General features: G+C 43.2%; 18 protein-coding genes. 11 read left to right on the top strand and 7 right to left on the bottom strand.

Annotation, left to right across the window (positions count from 1 at the left end):
- Positions 1-84 precede the first annotated feature (84 nt).
- The gene (gene argF / locus ACT3TH_RS07670) at positions 85-1,008 is read left to right on the top strand and encodes an ornithine carbamoyltransferase (protein ID WP_444755257.1); all 924 of its coding nucleotides are present in this window, start codon (positions 85-87) and stop codon (positions 1,006-1,008) included.
- 269 nt (positions 1,009-1,277) lie between these two features.
- On the opposite strand, the gene rpiA is transcribed toward argF, so the two are convergent.
- The 5 genes from rpiA to ACT3TH_RS07645 all read right to left on the bottom strand — a co-directional run bounded on the left by rpiA (position 1,278) and on the right by ACT3TH_RS07645 (position 5,206).
- Positions 1,278-1,937, bottom strand: a complete 660-nt coding sequence (gene rpiA / locus ACT3TH_RS07665; protein ID WP_444755256.1) for a ribose-5-phosphate isomerase RpiA — start codon at positions 1,935-1,937, stop codon at positions 1,278-1,280.
- Positions 1,938-2,236: 299 nt separating this feature from the next.
- Positions 2,237-3,547 (bottom strand): arsenic transporter, encoded by a 1,311-nt coding sequence (locus ACT3TH_RS07660; protein WP_444755255.1) that lies wholly within the window; start codon positions 3,545-3,547, stop codon positions 2,237-2,239.
- Positions 3,548-3,615: 68 nt separating this feature from the next.
- Positions 3,616-4,356 (bottom strand): arsenical resistance protein ArsH, encoded by a 741-nt coding sequence (arsH, locus tag ACT3TH_RS07655; protein ID WP_444755367.1) that lies wholly within the window; start codon positions 4,354-4,356, stop codon positions 3,616-3,618.
- Positions 4,357-4,369: 13 nt separating this feature from the next.
- Positions 4,370-4,795 (bottom strand): arsenate reductase (glutaredoxin), encoded by a 426-nt coding sequence (gene arsC / locus ACT3TH_RS07650; protein ID WP_444755254.1) that lies wholly within the window; start codon positions 4,793-4,795, stop codon positions 4,370-4,372.
- Between the two features lie 60 nt (positions 4,796-4,855).
- Positions 4,856-5,206, bottom strand: coding sequence for an ArsR/SmtB family transcription factor (locus ACT3TH_RS07645; RefSeq protein WP_444755253.1), 351 nt, complete (start codon positions 5,204-5,206; stop codon positions 4,856-4,858).
- Between the two features lie 203 nt (positions 5,207-5,409).
- On the opposite strand from ACT3TH_RS07645, the gene ilvA reads away from it, so the two are divergent.
- The 9 genes from ilvA (at position 5,410) to ACT3TH_RS07600 (ending at position 12,864) form a co-directional block, all read left to right on the top strand.
- On the top strand, positions 5,410-6,963 hold the full coding sequence (ilvA, locus tag ACT3TH_RS07640; protein WP_444755252.1) for a threonine ammonia-lyase, biosynthetic: 1,554 nt from the start codon (positions 5,410-5,412) through the stop codon (positions 6,961-6,963).
- 134 nt (positions 6,964-7,097) lie between these two features.
- Positions 7,098-7,478, top strand: coding sequence for an excalibur calcium-binding domain-containing protein (locus ACT3TH_RS07635; RefSeq protein ID WP_444755251.1), 381 nt, complete (start codon positions 7,098-7,100; stop codon positions 7,476-7,478).
- 29 nt (positions 7,479-7,507) lie between these two features.
- Positions 7,508-8,152: an FMN-binding negative transcriptional regulator gene (locus tag ACT3TH_RS07630; protein ID WP_444755250.1), complete on the top strand. Its 645-nt coding sequence runs from the start codon at positions 7,508-7,510 to the stop codon at positions 8,150-8,152.
- 123 nt (positions 8,153-8,275) lie between these two features.
- The gene (locus ACT3TH_RS07625; RefSeq protein WP_444755249.1) at positions 8,276-8,698 is read left to right on the top strand and encodes an RNA-binding S4 domain-containing protein; all 423 of its coding nucleotides are present in this window, start codon (positions 8,276-8,278) and stop codon (positions 8,696-8,698) included.
- A gap of 260 nt (positions 8,699-8,958) precedes the next feature.
- A complete protein-coding gene (locus ACT3TH_RS07620) occupies positions 8,959-9,456 on the top strand; it encodes a low molecular weight protein-tyrosine-phosphatase (protein ID WP_444755248.1) in 498 nt (165 codons plus the stop codon).
- A 162-nt stretch (positions 9,457-9,618) separates the two neighbouring features.
- Positions 9,619-10,698, top strand: coding sequence for a UDP-N-acetylmuramate dehydrogenase (gene murB, locus ACT3TH_RS07615; protein WP_444755366.1), 1,080 nt, complete (start codon positions 9,619-9,621; stop codon positions 10,696-10,698).
- Positions 10,688-11,503 (top strand): YdcF family protein, encoded by an 816-nt coding sequence (locus ACT3TH_RS07610; protein WP_444755247.1) that lies wholly within the window; start codon positions 10,688-10,690, stop codon positions 11,501-11,503. Before murB ends, ACT3TH_RS07610 begins: the two co-directional genes overlap by 11 nt.
- Before the next feature lie 127 nt (positions 11,504-11,630).
- Positions 11,631-11,909, top strand: coding sequence for a cbb3-type cytochrome oxidase assembly protein CcoS (gene ccoS / locus ACT3TH_RS07605; RefSeq protein WP_444755246.1), 279 nt, complete (start codon positions 11,631-11,633; stop codon positions 11,907-11,909).
- A gap of 94 nt (positions 11,910-12,003) precedes the next feature.
- The gene (locus ACT3TH_RS07600; protein ID WP_444755245.1) at positions 12,004-12,864 is read left to right on the top strand and encodes a sulfite exporter TauE/SafE family protein; all 861 of its coding nucleotides are present in this window, start codon (positions 12,004-12,006) and stop codon (positions 12,862-12,864) included.
- 132 nt (positions 12,865-12,996) lie between these two features.
- On the opposite strand, the gene ACT3TH_RS07595 is transcribed toward ACT3TH_RS07600, so the two are convergent.
- Together ACT3TH_RS07595 and ACT3TH_RS07590 are read right to left on the bottom strand one after the other, a co-directional pair.
- Positions 12,997-14,151 (bottom strand): DEAD/DEAH box helicase, encoded by a 1,155-nt coding sequence (locus tag ACT3TH_RS07595; RefSeq protein WP_444755244.1) that lies wholly within the window; start codon positions 14,149-14,151, stop codon positions 12,997-12,999.
- Positions 14,152-14,446: 295 nt separating this feature from the next.
- The gene (locus ACT3TH_RS07590) at positions 14,447-14,662 is read right to left on the bottom strand and encodes a cold-shock protein (protein WP_011513806.1); all 216 of its coding nucleotides are present in this window, start codon (positions 14,660-14,662) and stop codon (positions 14,447-14,449) included.
- A gap of 491 nt (positions 14,663-15,153) precedes the next feature.
- Between ACT3TH_RS07590 and aroQ the strand changes: the two genes are divergently transcribed.
- Complete coding sequence (gene aroQ / locus ACT3TH_RS07585) at positions 15,154-15,639, top strand: type II 3-dehydroquinate dehydratase (protein ID WP_444755365.1); 486 nt, start codon at positions 15,154-15,156, stop codon at positions 15,637-15,639.
- The last annotated feature ends 172 nt before the right edge of the window (positions 15,640-15,811 follow it).

Raw genomic sequence — 15,811 nt, 5'->3', positions numbered from 1 at the left:
GTTGTCACCCCAGTATGCGCACTAATGCGATGCTATTAAAGACTGATAACATTTCACTGACTGCGATTAAATGCTAGGACTACTATGAGTTTGCGCCATTTTTTGACCTTATCTGATTTAACCAAACAAGAACTAGAAACCCTGATCAAACGCGCCAGTGAACTGCGTAAGATGCAACACGCAGGCGAGATATATCAGCCCTTTGTGGGTCGTACACTTGGGATGATTTTTGAAAAGTCCTCTACGCGTACCCGTATTTCTTTTGAAACTGGTATGGGTCAATTCGGCGGTAGTGCCATCTTTTTATCACCAAATGATACTCAGCTTGGACGCGGCGAACCATTAGAAGACTCAGCACGTGTTATTTCTAGTATGGTTGATATCATCATGATTCGTACCTTTGGTCACGAAAAGGTCGAGACTTTTGCAGAATACTCAAGTGTGCCCATTATCAATGCGCTGACTGATGAATTTCATCCTTGCCAGCTACTTGCTGATATGCAAACCTATTATGAGCATCGCGGTAGTATTGAAAATAAAATCGTCACGTGGGTCGGTGATGGTAACAATATGTGCTCCTCCTTTATGCAAGCGGCCAATCAGTTTGGCTTTGAGCTACGAGTAGCCGCGCCTTATGGCTTTGAGCCAGACCCAAAATTGATGGAGCGTTTCTCTCATTGTGTCAGCTTGGTTGAAAACGTACAGGATGCTGCAAAAGACGCTAACTTAATTGTCACCGATGTGTGGGCAAGTATGGGACAAGAGTCCGAGCAAAACACCCGCGCCCGCCGTTTTGCCCCTTATCAAGTGACCCCATCATTGCTGGATAAAGCTGATCCTGATGTGATATTTATGCACTGTCTGCCTGCGCATCGCGGTGAGGAGATTTCTCATGATATGCTGAATGATCCACGTTCAGTGGTGTGGGATGAGGCAGAAAACCGGTTGCATGCACAAAAAGCTCTGATAGAGTTTTTATTAAAAGACAAAATTAAGCTACCAGCTTAGCCGAGTAACTGTTATCAATTCGTTTTGAAAAGAAGAAAGCGTTACTGGTATGCTTATCTTTAAACGAGAGTTTTCGCAGCCTCTGTCACGCTTGCGAACAGCAAGCAAGAAAAATTTTACCAGTAGTGCGTTACTGAATTTATCTTGTCTGCTTTAAAATTGCGATCTGAAAATAGTGTTGTAAAAAACAAACAGCAGCAAATAAAAAAAGGCAGATCACATATAATGTGGTCTGCCTTTTTTGTGTTTATCCAACCGTTAGCCACCGATTAACGGAGCAATGTTTCCACCCCGTTACTGCTGGCTTTGAGCAATACATCCGCTTGATTGGCAGCAAAAATACCATTACAGACTACGCCTACGATATTGTTGAGTGTTTGTTCAAGCGCTACTGGATCGCTCACATCCAAATCATACGTGTCAAGAATCACATTACCATAATCCGTGACAAAGTCTTCACGGTAAACAGGCTCACCGCCCAATTGCGCCAATTGCCGCGCCACATAAGAACGCGCCTGTGGCAATACTTCTATCGGCACTGGAAAAGAACGACCTAGTATCTCGACACTTTTACTGGCATCCACCATACACACGAACTTATTTGATGCTGCTGCCACTATTTTTTCACGAGTGAGTGCACCGCCGCCGCCCTTTATCAATTGCAAATGCTCATTTACTTCATCAGCGCCATCGATATAAACATCCAGCGTGCCCGCAAAATTCAAATCTACTATCTCAATACCAAGTGCACGTAATCTATCTTCCGTCACCTGCGAGCTTGCAACCGCGCCAGCAAGCTTTAATGTTGGCAATAACTCAATCAAACAGTTGACCGTACTACCCGTCCCCACACCAAGTATCATGTCATCTTCGATATAGTTTAGCGCTGCTTTGGCGGCGGCTTGCTTTTGGGCTTGCTGATCACTCATCATAGATCCTTGGTAGAATAAACGTATCGTCTTAAAAAAAATAAAAGGCTAAAAAAGGTAGATGCGCCGCTATTATAACCGATGACTTTACTGAATGTCAGCGTAATACCTTTTCTAATATTGTCTATTTTATTTAAAACCAATACAGAGTGCTAATGGGATAAAGTTTTCGCAGCCTCTGTCACGCCTGCGAACAGCAAGCAAGAACAATTTATCCCATTAGTACGAGGATATTAACGTATCGACCTTATTTTGAACTGACTACAGTTATAGCTCATACTAATTTTTTAAAACTTAGTTTAAAAATTTGACAAATAAGGCAACCAAAACACTAAGGCCAGCAATGTCGCTAATAACACAGGCGGCGTGATAAGCAAACCAATTTTCATATACTGGCCCCAGCTGATTTTATAATCCTTTTCTGCCAATACATGCAACCACAATAAAGTCGCAAGACTACCAATAGGCGTAAATTTTGGCCCCAAATCATTACCAATTACATTGGCGTATATCATCAGCTCTCGAGTTGCTTCCGGGACTTGCGAGCTATCAATCGCCAGTGCGCCGACCAGCGTCGCTGGCATGTTATTCATAACAGATGCCACAATAGCCGATAAGAAACCAGTGCCCAACGTTGCGACAATAGTGCCCTGCTTCCCTAACCAATTCAAAACTTGTGCGCCATAAGCGGTTAGCCCAGCGTTGCCCAAGCCATAAACCACTAAGTACATGCCAATTGAAAACAGTACAATTTGCCAAGGTGCGTCACGCACCACATCAAGGACAGACACCACAGCACCGCGACCGCCTTGCCAAAAGCGGCTTGCGATTGCCATGAGCAATAACGCTGCGGCACCAGTGACCAGAGAAATAGGAATGCCTAGTGACTCGGTCGAAAAATAAGCAATAAGCAATAGTGCCAATAACGGAAATGCAGCTTTAAAAACCAACGGGTCTTCAATAGCGGATGCCGGCGCACTCAAATTATCAATTGAATACTGTTTTGGAATATGGCGGGCATATACAACCCATAATACTGCCAACGTCGCTATCACAGAGACAATATTAACTGGCACCATAACTGCCGCATAACGCCCGAAACCAATGTCGAAATAATTGGCACTGACAATATTAACTAAATTAGACGTCACCAATGGCAAACTTGCCGTATCAGCAATAAAGCCAGTCGCTATGATAAAAGCTAGCGCAGATGGTGGCGAAAAATTCAAACGTAGTAGAATAGCGATAACAATCGGTGTCAAGAGTAACGCGGCACCGTCATTGGCAAAAAACGCCGAAATAAACGCCCCTAAGATAACAATCATAGGAAACAGTAAACGGCCTTGTCCATTGCCCAGCCTTGCCACATGTAGTGCCGACCACCCAAAAAACCCTGCTCTATCTAAAATAAGTGAGATGATAATAAGCGCCACAAAGGTAAAGGTTGCATCCCAAACAATATCCCAAACGACGCCCACATCAGACAACTGTACCACGCCAAAAGCCAAGCCCACCAACGCCCCGCCAAGCGCGCTCCAACCAATGCCCAATCCTTTAGGCTGCCATATCACCAAAACCAAGGTTATAATAAAAATAACAAATGCGAGCATTGAACACCTTTATTTAAGCAGACTCAATTGAGTCTATCCAATCTTAACCATCGAATGTAGCAAGGAGACTAAATCGATTTTTGATTGACACGTTGTGAGACTGCTTCAGCGCTTTCTATGCGTTCTGAGTAACGGTCCGTTAGATATTCTGAGCGGCCGCGCGTGAGCCAAGTGAACTTCACCAGCTCTTCACAGACATCAACGAGACGCAGATATAAAGGAGACATATCCATACGATCATCGTCATTGAACTCTAAAAATGCTTTTGGGATAGACGATTGATTGGGTATCGTAATCATGCGCATCCAACGACCAAGAATACGTAGTTGATTGACCGTATTAAAGCTTTGACTGCCGCCACTCACTTGCATTAAAGCCAGCGTTTTGCCTTGGGTCGGACGCACACCACCAAGTGATAACGGTATCCAATCAATTTGGGCTTTCATAATACTGGTCATACTACCATGACGTTCTGGACTGACCCAAAGCATGCCTTCTGACCACTGTGCCAGTTCTCGTAATTCTTGTACTTTGGGATGCTCAGTATCTGCATCATCTGGCAACGGCAAACCAGATGGGTCAAACATTTTGACGTCACAGCCATACCAACGCAATAAGCGACTTGCCTCTACAGCCGCCAGTTTAGAAAACGAGCGCGTGCGTAAAGAACCGTACAAGACTAATATCTTAGGCGGATGACGCGGATCATTGGTGCCAACTAGGGATTCAATGTCAATTGGTTGTATATTGTCCGGATCAATATTGGGTAACTCTGCAAAATCCACTGCGTTAGCCTCAAAGGCTGTCATTGTTTGTTTGTCTTTAACGTTTGCCATGATGAATAACCTCTCCATCTTCTTTGGTGAAGCTACTGACAGGATTGTCTAACAACTCAAACACACGCTCTGAGGGACGGCACAATGCTGCACCTTTGTCAGTGACGACAATAGGACGGTTGATTAAAATAGGATGCGCCATCATCGCGTCGATAATTTGATCATCAGAAAGCTTAGGATTATCTAAGCCCAGCTCATCATTGATCGGCTCTTTGCTTCGTAGTAACTCTCGTGGAGAGGTTTTCATTTTTGCCAATAGCTCAACCAAGTAGTCACGCGTTGGTGGTGTTTTTAGGTATTCCACCACTTCTGGCTGCTCGCCCGACGCTATCATAATAGCCAAAGTATTACGGGAAGTACCGCAATTAGGGTTATGAAAAATTAATGGCTTCAATTGTTTCAGCGGTTTCATAGCAACCTCATGTGTTTTACGAGTGTATTTATAATATTGATTGAAATATCAATTGTCGTTTTAACTGTCCGCTTTGACTGCGTCGCATCCACTCAAGCTATCTATCAGAGAAGAACACAACTCAGGATGTCCTGCACAGCAGTCTTGTAGTAAAAACTGTACCACAGACTCCATATGGGACAGCGAAGCGCGATAGATGATTTGGCGACTCTGCCTTTTTGAGACCACCCATCCCGCTCGTGCCAGCACCGCCAAATGTGCCGACATCGTATTATGTGGCACGGACAGCTGACGGGCTATTTCACCCGCAGGCAGACCATCAGGTTCTTGAGTGACAAGTAACTTGAAGGCATTTAAACGAGTGTCTTGAGAGAGCGCAGCAAAGCTTGCGATTGCAGTAGTTATTTCCATATGTCCAATAATACAGACATATAAAAATAACTCAAGTGTTTAATAAATGAATTTTCCTAAAAACCTATCTGATTTTGCATGAAAGCAGACCAAAGCAGAAATTTGCCACAAAACTGCAATTGTGTCTTGCAAGACACCTAAAATCAGCATAGGCTAATCTATTTCATTTTTTATATTCATCTATCATCTGTTTAGGAATCACTATGTTGTCACACTGGGTACGAGCCATTTTGCAAGCCACCGTCTATGACGTTGCTATTCAAACACCACTAGAAGCTGCACCCAAGTTGACTCAACGTTTTTCCAATGACATTCGATTTAAGCGTGAAGATTTGCAGCCCGTTAAATCCTTTAAATTACGCGGTGCTTATAACCGTATCAGTCAATTGAGTGACGAGCAAAAAGCGCGTGGTGTGATTTGTGCCTCAGCTGGTAATCACGCCCAAGGCGTTGCCTACTCTGCCCGCAAGTTATCACTCAACAACATCATTGTTATGCCGACCACCACCCCGGATATCAAAGTAGATGCAGTAAGAGCGCTTGGCGGTAATGTTGATTTGCATGGTGATAGCTTTGACCAAGCCAACCGTTATGCGATTGATCGTGCTGAGCGCGAGGGTTTGACCTTTATTCCGCCCTACGATGATGAGCTGGTTATTGCTGGACAAGGCACCATTGGACTTGAACTGACCCAGCAGTGGCGCAACATGGATTACGTTTTTGTTGCAGTTGGTGGGGGTGGTCTCATCTCTGGCGTGGCAGCATTCTTAGGAGAAGTGGCACCACACGTCAAAGTCATCGCCGTAGAAGCAGACCAATCCGCCTGCTTAAAGGCCGCACTTGAAACAGGTGAGCGCGTGAGACTCGAGCAAGTAGGACTGTTTGTAGATGGCGTAGCCGTGGCGCAAATTGGTGAGTTGCCTTTTGACGTGATACGTACGCAAAAAAGCGATAACTCTGGCCCAGTGGTCGAGCCTGAGGTCATCACTTGTACCAATGATGAAGTCTGCGCCGCTGTCAAAGACATCTTTGAAGAAAACCGTAGTATCGTTGAGCCTGCTGGTGCCTTATCAGTGGCTGGCATGAAAAAATATATCGCAGCCAATAATCTACAAGGCAAAAACTGCGTCGGCATCATTTGCGGTGCTAACATGAACTTTGATCGTTTGCGTTATATCGCTGAGCGTACCGAAATCGGTGAGAAAAAAGAAGCCATCTTTGGTGTGACCATTCCTGAACAGACAGGCGCATTTTTAAACTTCTGCCGCAGCCTACATGGTCGCAACATCACTGAATTTAACTACCGCGCCGATAGTAAAAAATCGCCGGACTCAATGGAGCCTGCATCAATCTTTGTGGGTATTGCTCTAAAAGAAGGCGAAAAAGAAAGACAGACGATTAGTAACCAATTGACAGCTGATGGCTACGAAGCTCATGACTTAACAGATGACGATATTGCAAAGTCGCATATTCGTCATTTGATTGGTGGTCATGCTCGTATCGAAAACGAGCAATTATTAAAAGTAGCATTCCCAGAGCGACCAGGTGCCTTGTTGACATTCTTAGAAAAATTGGGCGATGATTTTAATATTACCTTGTTCCATTATCGCAACCATGGCGCTGCTGAAGGACGCGTGTTAGTCGGTCTACAAGCCACAGAAAGCAACTCGCGTCAGCTACAAGATGCGCTACTCGATATCGGTTATGACTGTACAATGCTGAACGATAATATTGGGTATCAGTTGTTTTTAAAGTAGTCATAATAAATATAAATCATCATCTATCGTGGCAGTTTTTTAATCAATTGAAAAACTGCCACGTTAAATTGATAGTAACTGCTTGCTTTTAGCACTTATTGTTTACAGCATTTATTAACAGGCACTGGTCAGTTATGAAAAAAATACTAACGATTGTAATGGTGCTAATTTTGGCCCTTGTAGGCTATAGAATTCTTCAACCTGAAAACTCGATCAATAACGCTACAGCTGATGTTGCGACTGACACGTCGACCACTCCGGCCTCTACATCTCCTGACTTTGATGACATACCACCAACGTATGTTGATTCAGACCTAGAGACGGTATCAGCTCCAGTAGGAAAAACAGTATTAAGTACACAGCAAGCAGCGCCAAGCTATGCATGTGATGGTAGACAGCATTGCTCGCAAATGACTTCTTGTGCAGAAGCCACTTACTTTAGTAATAACTGTCCTAATACTAAAATGGATGGCAACAATGACGGTGTACCTTGTGAAGAACAGTGGTGTAACTAATTTTATATAATACAAACACTGAGAACGCCATGCATATTCCATCCATTTTCGCTGAAGACAATTTTGACCGCATCATTGATTTTATAGCGGCGAACCCTTTAGCGACATTAATCGCGCAAACGGCTGATGGTATTGAAGCCTGCCACATACCTCTATTTTGGTATCAAGAAGACACTGACAATAACTACGGTAGTCTTTATGGACATTTTGGTCGCAAAAACCCCATTTATAAGAATGCTTTGCCGACCACTTCTTGGCTCATTATTTTTCAAGACTCAGGACATTATATTAGCCCCAACTGGTATCCTACCAAAGCAAAAACGCACAAAGAAGTACCTACTTGGAATTACCAAAGTGTGCATATTCAATCCACAATTGAATTGATTGAAGAGCCTAATAACCTTAAGTGGATATTAGAAACAATGACTGCGCAGCAAGAAATTATTTCAGACAATCCTTGGTCATTGGACGATGCACCTGTTGGCTATATTAATGCAATGTGCCGAGGTATTATTGGCTTCAAACTCACAATCGACTCCATACAAGCCCAATATAAATTGAGCCAAAATAAAACAGCAGAAAATATTTCGGGAGTGATAAGTGGCTTAGAAAAGCTAGATTCAGACCACGCAACGACAATGGCTGTAAAGGTTGCCAATTATCATAAGCCTTAACTCAAAGCGGCTACCTCTTTGTAATTAATGATAAAAATCTATTTGCAAAAATAGAATTTGCCCTAATATTATTGGTATTGTTTCGTTTTAGATAGATACAGAATTCAATACAAAAGGGCTATTATGAAAAGCAATACGGATGACAAAAATCAGGCCTTAGCTAAGATTCGTCTTGATAAATGGCTGTGGGCCGCACGTTTTTATCGGACGCGCACGCTTGCCAAAGAAGCGATTGAAAGTGGACGCGTACATTATGGTGGTAGCCGTGTAAAAACCAGCAAAGAGATCTCAGTCGGAGACGAGCTGACCATTCGCCAAGGTTCAGCTACCGCTATGACCGAAAAGACGGTCATTGTCGAAGCACTTACTGCCCAACGTGGAAATGCTGCCGCTGCCCAAGTGCTGTATTCAGAGACTGAGGAGAGCGAAGTGCGCCGCGCTTATTATGCTGAGCAGCGCAAGCTTGCCAATCTCGCCCGCCCGGATAACAAACCCAATAAAAAAGAGCGCCGTGATATTCAACGGTTTAAAAGCAAGCAAGAATAATCAGGCTAAAATCGTATAGCAGAAATACTAAATCACGCTGTCTATCGTCTATAATTAAACCGCCTAAAAGTAATACGGTACTTCAACCTTGGTCATTTTCTGGTTGCCCTATGACCGTATTGTTCAGCCTCTAACCTTGCCATTTAGGGCATTAACCGTTACGCTGGCGGCTGTTTTTTAATCGATTGCATGTTAATAAGAGCCACACTCACGATGCTGGTTTCTTATAGCATGTTTTTTTCGTTATAAAAGGTCATATTATGCTGCTAAAAACCTGTACTCCATCGTCTGTACTAGTGGTTTGCTTAGGAAATATTTGCCGATCTCCTACTGCTGAGGAAATTTTCCGTCAGCAAGCAGCGATTGCTGGATTGTCGATCAAAGTGGATTCAGCAGGCACAAGTGATTGGCATGTAGGTCGTACGCCCGATGAACGTTCACAGCGCCATGCAAAGTCACATGGATATAAAATCAACAAACTGGTTGCGCGGCAAGTAAGTGCTGACGACTTTCGCAATTTTGACTTAATCTTAGCGATGGATGCGCAGAATTTAGCGGATTTGCAAGCCATCAAAAACGGTTTGATAAACACAGAGGACAATTTGGCTATGCTCGCGCTGTTCAGCGAAGAAGACCCCAATTACGGTGGAGACGATGTGCCAGACCCGTATAAAGGAGATAGCGACGATTTTGAAGAAGTGATTGAGCGTATTGAATCAAGCGCACAAGCTTGGATCGAAAGCTGGAAGGCTTGTTAAGGACAAACGCTACATTTCCACCACTTTTATACTCTGTATCCTTTATAATAAATGCCGCACGATTCGCTATTTATTTGCCAGATAGGCTGCCTTATGATTTCAACTTCACGCTCTGATGCTAGCGCTCAATCTATTATAGCTACTGACTCACCGAATGGATTGATGTCCAGTCAATTGGTTGACTTGTCACATGGTAACACCATGGCATTAGCCTGTGTCGCTGACTCTGTAGTGACGCTGACGAATGAGGCTCAGCTTGATGTTTTTATGACAAGCTATTCAGAAAATACAGAGCATAATTTGCCATTGTTTGTGCTGTCTGGCGGGAGCAATGTCCTCTTACCAGCAGCGCTAGAAGCGATTGTGTTGCAGCCTCAGATGCGTGGTATTACGCTAATGGCGCAAACAGATAAGTACGTTGATATCGAAGTGATGGCGGGTGAAAACTGGCACGATTTGGTGGTACATACTGTCAGTCAAGGTTGGTACGGTCTCGAAAATCTAGCGCTGATACCCGGTCTTACGGGAGCTGCTCCTGTACAAAATATTGGCGCTTATGGCGTTCAGTTAGAAGACTGCTTGCAGTACGTACGCGCTTATCATCTGCCAACTAGAACATGGCATCATTTAACAAGAGTAGACTGTGAGTTCGGCTACCGCGACAGTATTTTCAAACAATCGCCAAATACTTGGTTGATCAGCTGCGTTGGTTTTAGATTACATACGGATGCAAAAAAAATCTTAGCCAGTTACGGCGATGTGCGAGCAGTGACCGAGCGCTATGCTGAACAGCAAGGACGATTGCAAGCTGAGCCTGCCGATGTTATGCAAGCGATTATAGATATTCGACAGCAAAAACTGCCTGATCCTAAGCAGTTACCTAATTGTGGCAGTTTTTTTCAAAACCCTATTATCCCTCAAGAGCAATTTACGGCGTTACAAACCACCTATCCTGCTATCGTTGGCTACTCGATGCCTGATGCGATGGTAAAGGTGGCTGCAGGCTGGCTTATTGAACAGGCAGGTTTAAAAGGTGGCGGTATTGCACCAATTGTCACTCATCAGCAGCAAGCACTGGTACTTACCAACCATACGCCTTATCAAGCAACTCAAGACGATGTTGCCACTGCACAAAGATATATTTCCAACGCCGTCTATGAAAAATTCGCAATTCAGTTATCGCGTGAGCCAGTTTGGGTAAATGCGGACGGCTCTATTGGATATGATGAGCATGTGGCGTAAATCGTCAAAGTCTAAACGACTGTCATCCAAACAGTCAGGAAAGCGCCCGTTGTCTAAGCGGCTCTGGCAGTACTACTTGCGTTCAGCTGAGCGTATGATGAAGCTACTTCGTATTATCAATATCACCTTTCTACTTGGTTCAACGACCGTCATTTTAGTCGTTATCAGTTTATTTACACCGCTGTTTTCTCAAGCGATCGTTTATGTATTTTCTTTATTGCCGTTACCGAACTTGTCTGGCGCTGCAATGAGTTCGCCGCCAACTGCTTACGTGGTATTAGGCGGCGGCCTTACCAATGACAATGACAATCAAATCGTACTAAACGATTATAGTCTCAACCGCGCACGCACTGCTGCCAGCGCCTATCACGATCTACCCTTGCCTATTGTGTTAAGCGGTGCTGAAGCGCCGTGGTTAGGTCAATGGCTTATTGAGCATGGCATCGATGGATTGATCAGCGAAAATGCCAGTATGAATACTTGTGAAAACGCACGTTTCACCGCCAAGCGTATTCCACTGCATCACGTGTATCTGATTACCGACAGCTACCATATGGCTCGTGCCCGCAGACAGTTTGCCTTAAACGGTATTAATAGCACGCCACTTAGTGCGCCTCTACCTGTCAATCGTGACTGGATGAAACCTGCGCAAAACTTAAGTCATTCAAGGCGTGCGGTCTACGAAGTTGCCGCCTATCTCCGTGATGTAATACGTCCGCAGGTAGATTGTCGTCATGCTAGAGACGTGACGTCACAGCAGTTATTGACACCCAGAGGTAATGCAGCCAAGACAAATACTGATTAATGTAAACTATTCTTTTATCAAAATATACGTTGCAACGCTCTTCTGGTTTCTTTTCTGCCTACAGGCCATCGTCTCACTTACAATGGGTGTATAATAGTACGATAAACTGCTATTTAAGAGAGTTATCATGCTCAGTATATTTTTGTTGATCCCCTTAAGTCTCATGCTGTTTGTGGTTGCCATCTGGGCAGTACGATATGCCGTCAAGTCAAACCAATTCGAAGATTTGGACAATGCATCACAGCGCATCATATTGGATGATCGACAAGAACGCCGGCAAACCATACAAGCTCATGCGCATTCGGTGCCTGCGTCACAAGCCCGTGATATTACTGATGAGAAAACGAATAATGTTGATGTAGAGTCCATCAATCACTCTAATCCAGATCAAAGCTCAAAAATATAACCTTGAATATTATCTAAGAATGATCTGCTGCTCATATCTTTTTATCCAATGTAAAAGACATCATTAGATTCGCCTTATTTAGGAGACGCACCCCATGACCACAGCTTTACTCGTTGCGGCATTATTAATGGGTTTTTTTGGCTCACCTCATTGTTTAGGTATGTGCGGTGGCCTTGTAACGGCATTTGGCTTGTCGATGAAAGACATCAGCCCAGCCAAGCGCCGTGCCCTTGTTGTCACCTATCACATAGGCCGTTTGACCAGTTATGCGTTTTTGGGCTTAATTGCAGGTTTGATTGGTACGACTGTGCTAGAGCCGTTAATGACTGGTAATAATATACCGCGTATTCTACTGGGTTTGGTACTGGTGTTCGTGGGTGTGACCATGCTTGGCCCCCCTTTCCTAAACAAGCTCGAGCGTTTTGGTATGCGCTTTTGGCAATACCTAAGCCCGCTTCGTCAAAAAGTATTCCCATTAAACACTTTTCCGCGCGCCCTAACCGCTGGTCTACTTTGGGGGTTTTTGCCTTGTGGTTTGGTTTATGGTGCTTTGCTTATCGCGGTGGTCGCTCATAGTCCGATAAGTGGTGCGGCACTCATGTTTGTTTTTGGCTTAGGTACAGTACCAATGCTCGTTGCCACGCACGAAACCGTTGGTTGGTTACGTGACAAGATTGGGCGTTTTCGCTTACGCCAGCTCAATGGTGCCGTTATGGTTCTATCAGGCTTAGCGGTGGTACTTGTACCTATAATGATGTCTAGTATGCATAGCGGACATAGTCACGGCGGTGGACATGAACATATGGATCACGGCAGACACTCTGCTATGATGTCTGATGCCGACACTGCCCCTCATGATATGAGCCAAATGGATCATGATGGTATGAAACAAGAGATGGATCACAGCATGCACAATATGAGCGATGATACCGCTCCTACGCATCATTCCCATTGATTCTCAAGTACGTACTCTAATCTTAAAAGTACAAATATTAAAAGTACAAAAAAGCCCCTACTCTCATTTCTGACAGTAGAGGCTTCTTTATGAGATAGCAATTTTTATAAAATCCCACTCAGTATATAGCGATTACTCTTGCCACTGCTCAAGCGTGAACTTGGTATCTAAATGCGTCTCTAATGCCGGTATGTTAAAGGCATCATCCTCACTCACAAAACTGATGCTAATACCTGTCTGGCCAGCGCGGCCAGTACGACCAATACGATGTACATAATCGTCTGGCTGGTCAGGCAAGGTATAATTGACCACGTGACTGATATCATCGACATGAATACCTCGTCCTGCTACGTCTGTTGCCACTAAGATAGAGGCATGACCGTCTTTAAAACGCTGTAAGTACTTTTCACGTTTTTGTTGAATGACATCGCCTGATAACATAACAATTTTGTGGGCTTGGCGCAGCTTATGATAGAGACGTTTTACTTGATCTTTGCGATTGGCAAATACAATCACTTTATCTACTGCCTCATCACTAATGATACGTTCTAACGCGGTTAGCTTTTGATCTTCGGTTAATAAATAAAAATGCTGATCAACCAACTCACTGGTTTTATGCTCAGGCTCAATCTCAACAAACTGTGGTTCATGTAACCAGCGATAGGCCAGATTCATCACATCTTGGTTAAAGGTGGCCGAAAACAGCAAACTCTGACGGTCAGTGTTGGCAGGCATACGGCCTACCAAACGTTTGATATCTGGGATAAATCCCATGTCTAGCATTCGATCTGCTTCATCCAATACCAGTACTTCTACGCGATCTAAAAAGACCATACCTTTATTGGCAAGGTCAATCAATCGACCAGGAGTCGCCACCAAGATATCAACATACTGACGGTCAAGCTCATGCTGCTGAGTTTCATAATTAGTGCCGCCCATAATACAGACGCTATGTAGCGAGGTGTATTTGGTCAAAGCGATACAATCCTCAAATATCTGCTGAGCAAGTTCACGAGTGGGTGCCATCACTACTGCACGTGGCTCACCTAAGTAACGATCTTCATCACTGGTAAAAGGACGCTTAAGCAAAGCTTCCATGATCGTCAACAAAAATGTTGCTGTCTTGCCAGTACCTGTCTGCGCTTGCCCAATAGCATCTTGATTTGCCAACGTATGAGGCAATATTTTTGCTTGAATAGGAGTTAATGCAGTAAAACCTAAATCATTGACGGCACGTAAGGTCGGTGCTGACAGCGGTAAATCACTAAAAGTCGTAAAATTACTCAAAAAAATATCCTTTTAAATTAACTGCTACTCGTGGTCGGTCATAGGTAATCGTGTATAAAACATTGTCCACTTATTTGCGTAATCTCACCAAAAATTGTGGTCAATAATGATAAAAACATTTAATTTATACGCCAATAACACACATACGAGCATAAAAAAAGCCAAACCCTATACCTGACCTTACCAAAAATGTTGGTTTCTACTCAACATAGGTAAGATAAGACGGGCTTGACTCAGTAGTATATCAGTAGCGTATACAGACATTATAGCTAAACCGCTCTAATGACTGTATAGATTACTCTTCTACTTTTCTGACTTCTTCAGCTTGAAGACCTTTATCGCCTTCGACTACGCTAAACTCAACCTTTTCGCCGTCCTTTAAAGAACGATAACCATCACCTTGAATCGCGCGGAAATGGACAAAAATATCTTCTCCACTGTCACGTTGAATGAAACCAAAGCCTTTTGAGTCATTAAACCACTTAACGATACCTTGCTCACGAGCTGACATAATATTACTTCCTAAAAAAGTCTGCTTAGCCCCAAATTCCTTTGCAACATTGCATATAAACGGGATCTAAGATTATGAAATCAAAAACTTAAGAGTACTACTTTAACCACTATTATTGATACAGAGCTTTTAAAGTAGATAACTGCCCTTATAACCAGTCAGCATTTTCTTTAATAGCCCACTATAATAACAGTAACAAACTTGCAATAAATACTGCGTAAAAAATATCATAGCACGGGTTTTTAGCAACATAAAGACTTTTTAACACGTTTTTTTATTCATAGGTCGATTTTTTCTGTAATTTTTTTATAACTTCACAGTAAGCTGTTATCATAACGATACAGATATAATTAGATTATATCGTCACCCTTTTTTGTCACCTATGTACGTTGCAATAAATTATAATTCACCATCATTATTCGATTGTTATAGAGACTACTATGATGTCCCCTGCTCAGTCTGCCTCAACTTCGCAACCTTCTGACCAAAATATGACCAAGTCTCTTACCCATAAACTGTTACTAGTTAACGGTGCAAATTTGAACTTGCTGGGCAAACGTGAACCTGATATCTATGGCCATACAACACTTGTAGACATTGAAACACGTTTGGTGGCCTATGCCGCCGAGCATGATATTGAATTAATTTGCATACAATCAAATCATGAAGGCAAGCTGATTGATGAGATTCAGCATTATGGTCTATTAGCGGACACAAGTGCACAGGTAGATGCGATGATTATTAACCCCGCAGCTTTCACTCATACTTCAGTTGCCTTACGAGATGCGCTACTGGCCACACAAAAACCATTTATAGAAGTGCACCTATCAAATGTCCATGCGCGTGAAGCTTTTCGACATCACTCTTACTTAAGTGATGTGGCAGTGGGCGTAATATGTGGTCTTGGACATTTAGGATATCAAATGGCATTGACATATTGGCTAAACAATCTCTACTCTGTGAATCTGAACAATTGATATTAGACAATGACTTTTTTACCCCATAATTCTGAATGCTTCTTTTAAATATTTACTGAACAATAAGCACACTCAAAACTTATGGTTTGTATCAGAGAGCTTTCTCATCAGCACACTAGTTAAACAGCAATCGTTTGACTAAAATACTAGAATTACGGCTGAGCAAACAACC

This window comes from Psychrobacter sp. AOP22-C1-C5 (genome assembly GCF_052378885.1).
Taxonomy (GTDB): domain Bacteria; phylum Pseudomonadota; class Gammaproteobacteria; order Pseudomonadales; family Moraxellaceae; genus Psychrobacter.
This window is presented reverse-complemented; position numbering and strand designations above follow the sequence as displayed.

Excerpts from the sequence above, each read along its gene's own strand:
- argF (WP_444755257.1), top strand. The coding sequence starts at position 85 with ATGAGTTTGCGCCATTTTTTGACCTTATCTGATTTAACCAAACAAGAA.
- rpiA (WP_444755256.1), bottom strand. The coding sequence starts at position 1,937 with ATGAGTGATCAGCAAGCCCAAAAGCAAGCCGCCGCCAAAGCAGCGCTA.
- ACT3TH_RS07660 (WP_444755255.1), bottom strand. The coding sequence starts at position 3,547 with ATGCTCGCATTTGTTATTTTTATTATAACCTTGGTTTTGGTGATATGG.
- arsH (WP_444755367.1), bottom strand. The coding sequence starts at position 4,356 with ATGACAGCCTTTGAGGCTAACGCAGTGGATTTTGCAGAGTTACCCAAT.
- arsC (WP_444755254.1), bottom strand. The coding sequence starts at position 4,795 with ATGAAACCGCTGAAACAATTGAAGCCATTAATTTTTCATAACCCTAAT.
- ACT3TH_RS07645 (WP_444755253.1), bottom strand. The coding sequence starts at position 5,206 with ATGGAAATAACTACTGCAATCGCAAGCTTTGCTGCGCTCTCTCAAGAC.
- ilvA (WP_444755252.1), top strand. The coding sequence starts at position 5,410 with ATGTTGTCACACTGGGTACGAGCCATTTTGCAAGCCACCGTCTATGAC.
- ACT3TH_RS07635 (WP_444755251.1), top strand. The coding sequence starts at position 7,098 with ATGAAAAAAATACTAACGATTGTAATGGTGCTAATTTTGGCCCTTGTA.
- ACT3TH_RS07630 (WP_444755250.1), top strand. The coding sequence starts at position 7,508 with ATGCATATTCCATCCATTTTCGCTGAAGACAATTTTGACCGCATCATT.
- ACT3TH_RS07625 (WP_444755249.1), top strand. The coding sequence starts at position 8,276 with ATGAAAAGCAATACGGATGACAAAAATCAGGCCTTAGCTAAGATTCGT.
- ACT3TH_RS07620 (WP_444755248.1), top strand. The coding sequence starts at position 8,959 with ATGCTGCTAAAAACCTGTACTCCATCGTCTGTACTAGTGGTTTGCTTA.
- murB (WP_444755366.1), top strand. The coding sequence starts at position 9,619 with ATGTCCAGTCAATTGGTTGACTTGTCACATGGTAACACCATGGCATTA.
- ACT3TH_RS07610 (WP_444755247.1), top strand. The coding sequence starts at position 10,688 with ATGTGGCGTAAATCGTCAAAGTCTAAACGACTGTCATCCAAACAGTCA.
- ccoS (WP_444755246.1), top strand. The coding sequence starts at position 11,631 with ATGCTCAGTATATTTTTGTTGATCCCCTTAAGTCTCATGCTGTTTGTG.
- ACT3TH_RS07600 (WP_444755245.1), top strand. The coding sequence starts at position 12,004 with ATGACCACAGCTTTACTCGTTGCGGCATTATTAATGGGTTTTTTTGGC.
- ACT3TH_RS07590 (WP_011513806.1), bottom strand. The coding sequence starts at position 14,662 with ATGTCAGCTCGTGAGCAAGGTATCGTTAAGTGGTTTAATGACTCAAAA.
- aroQ (WP_444755365.1), top strand. The coding sequence starts at position 15,154 with ATGACCAAGTCTCTTACCCATAAACTGTTACTAGTTAACGGTGCAAAT.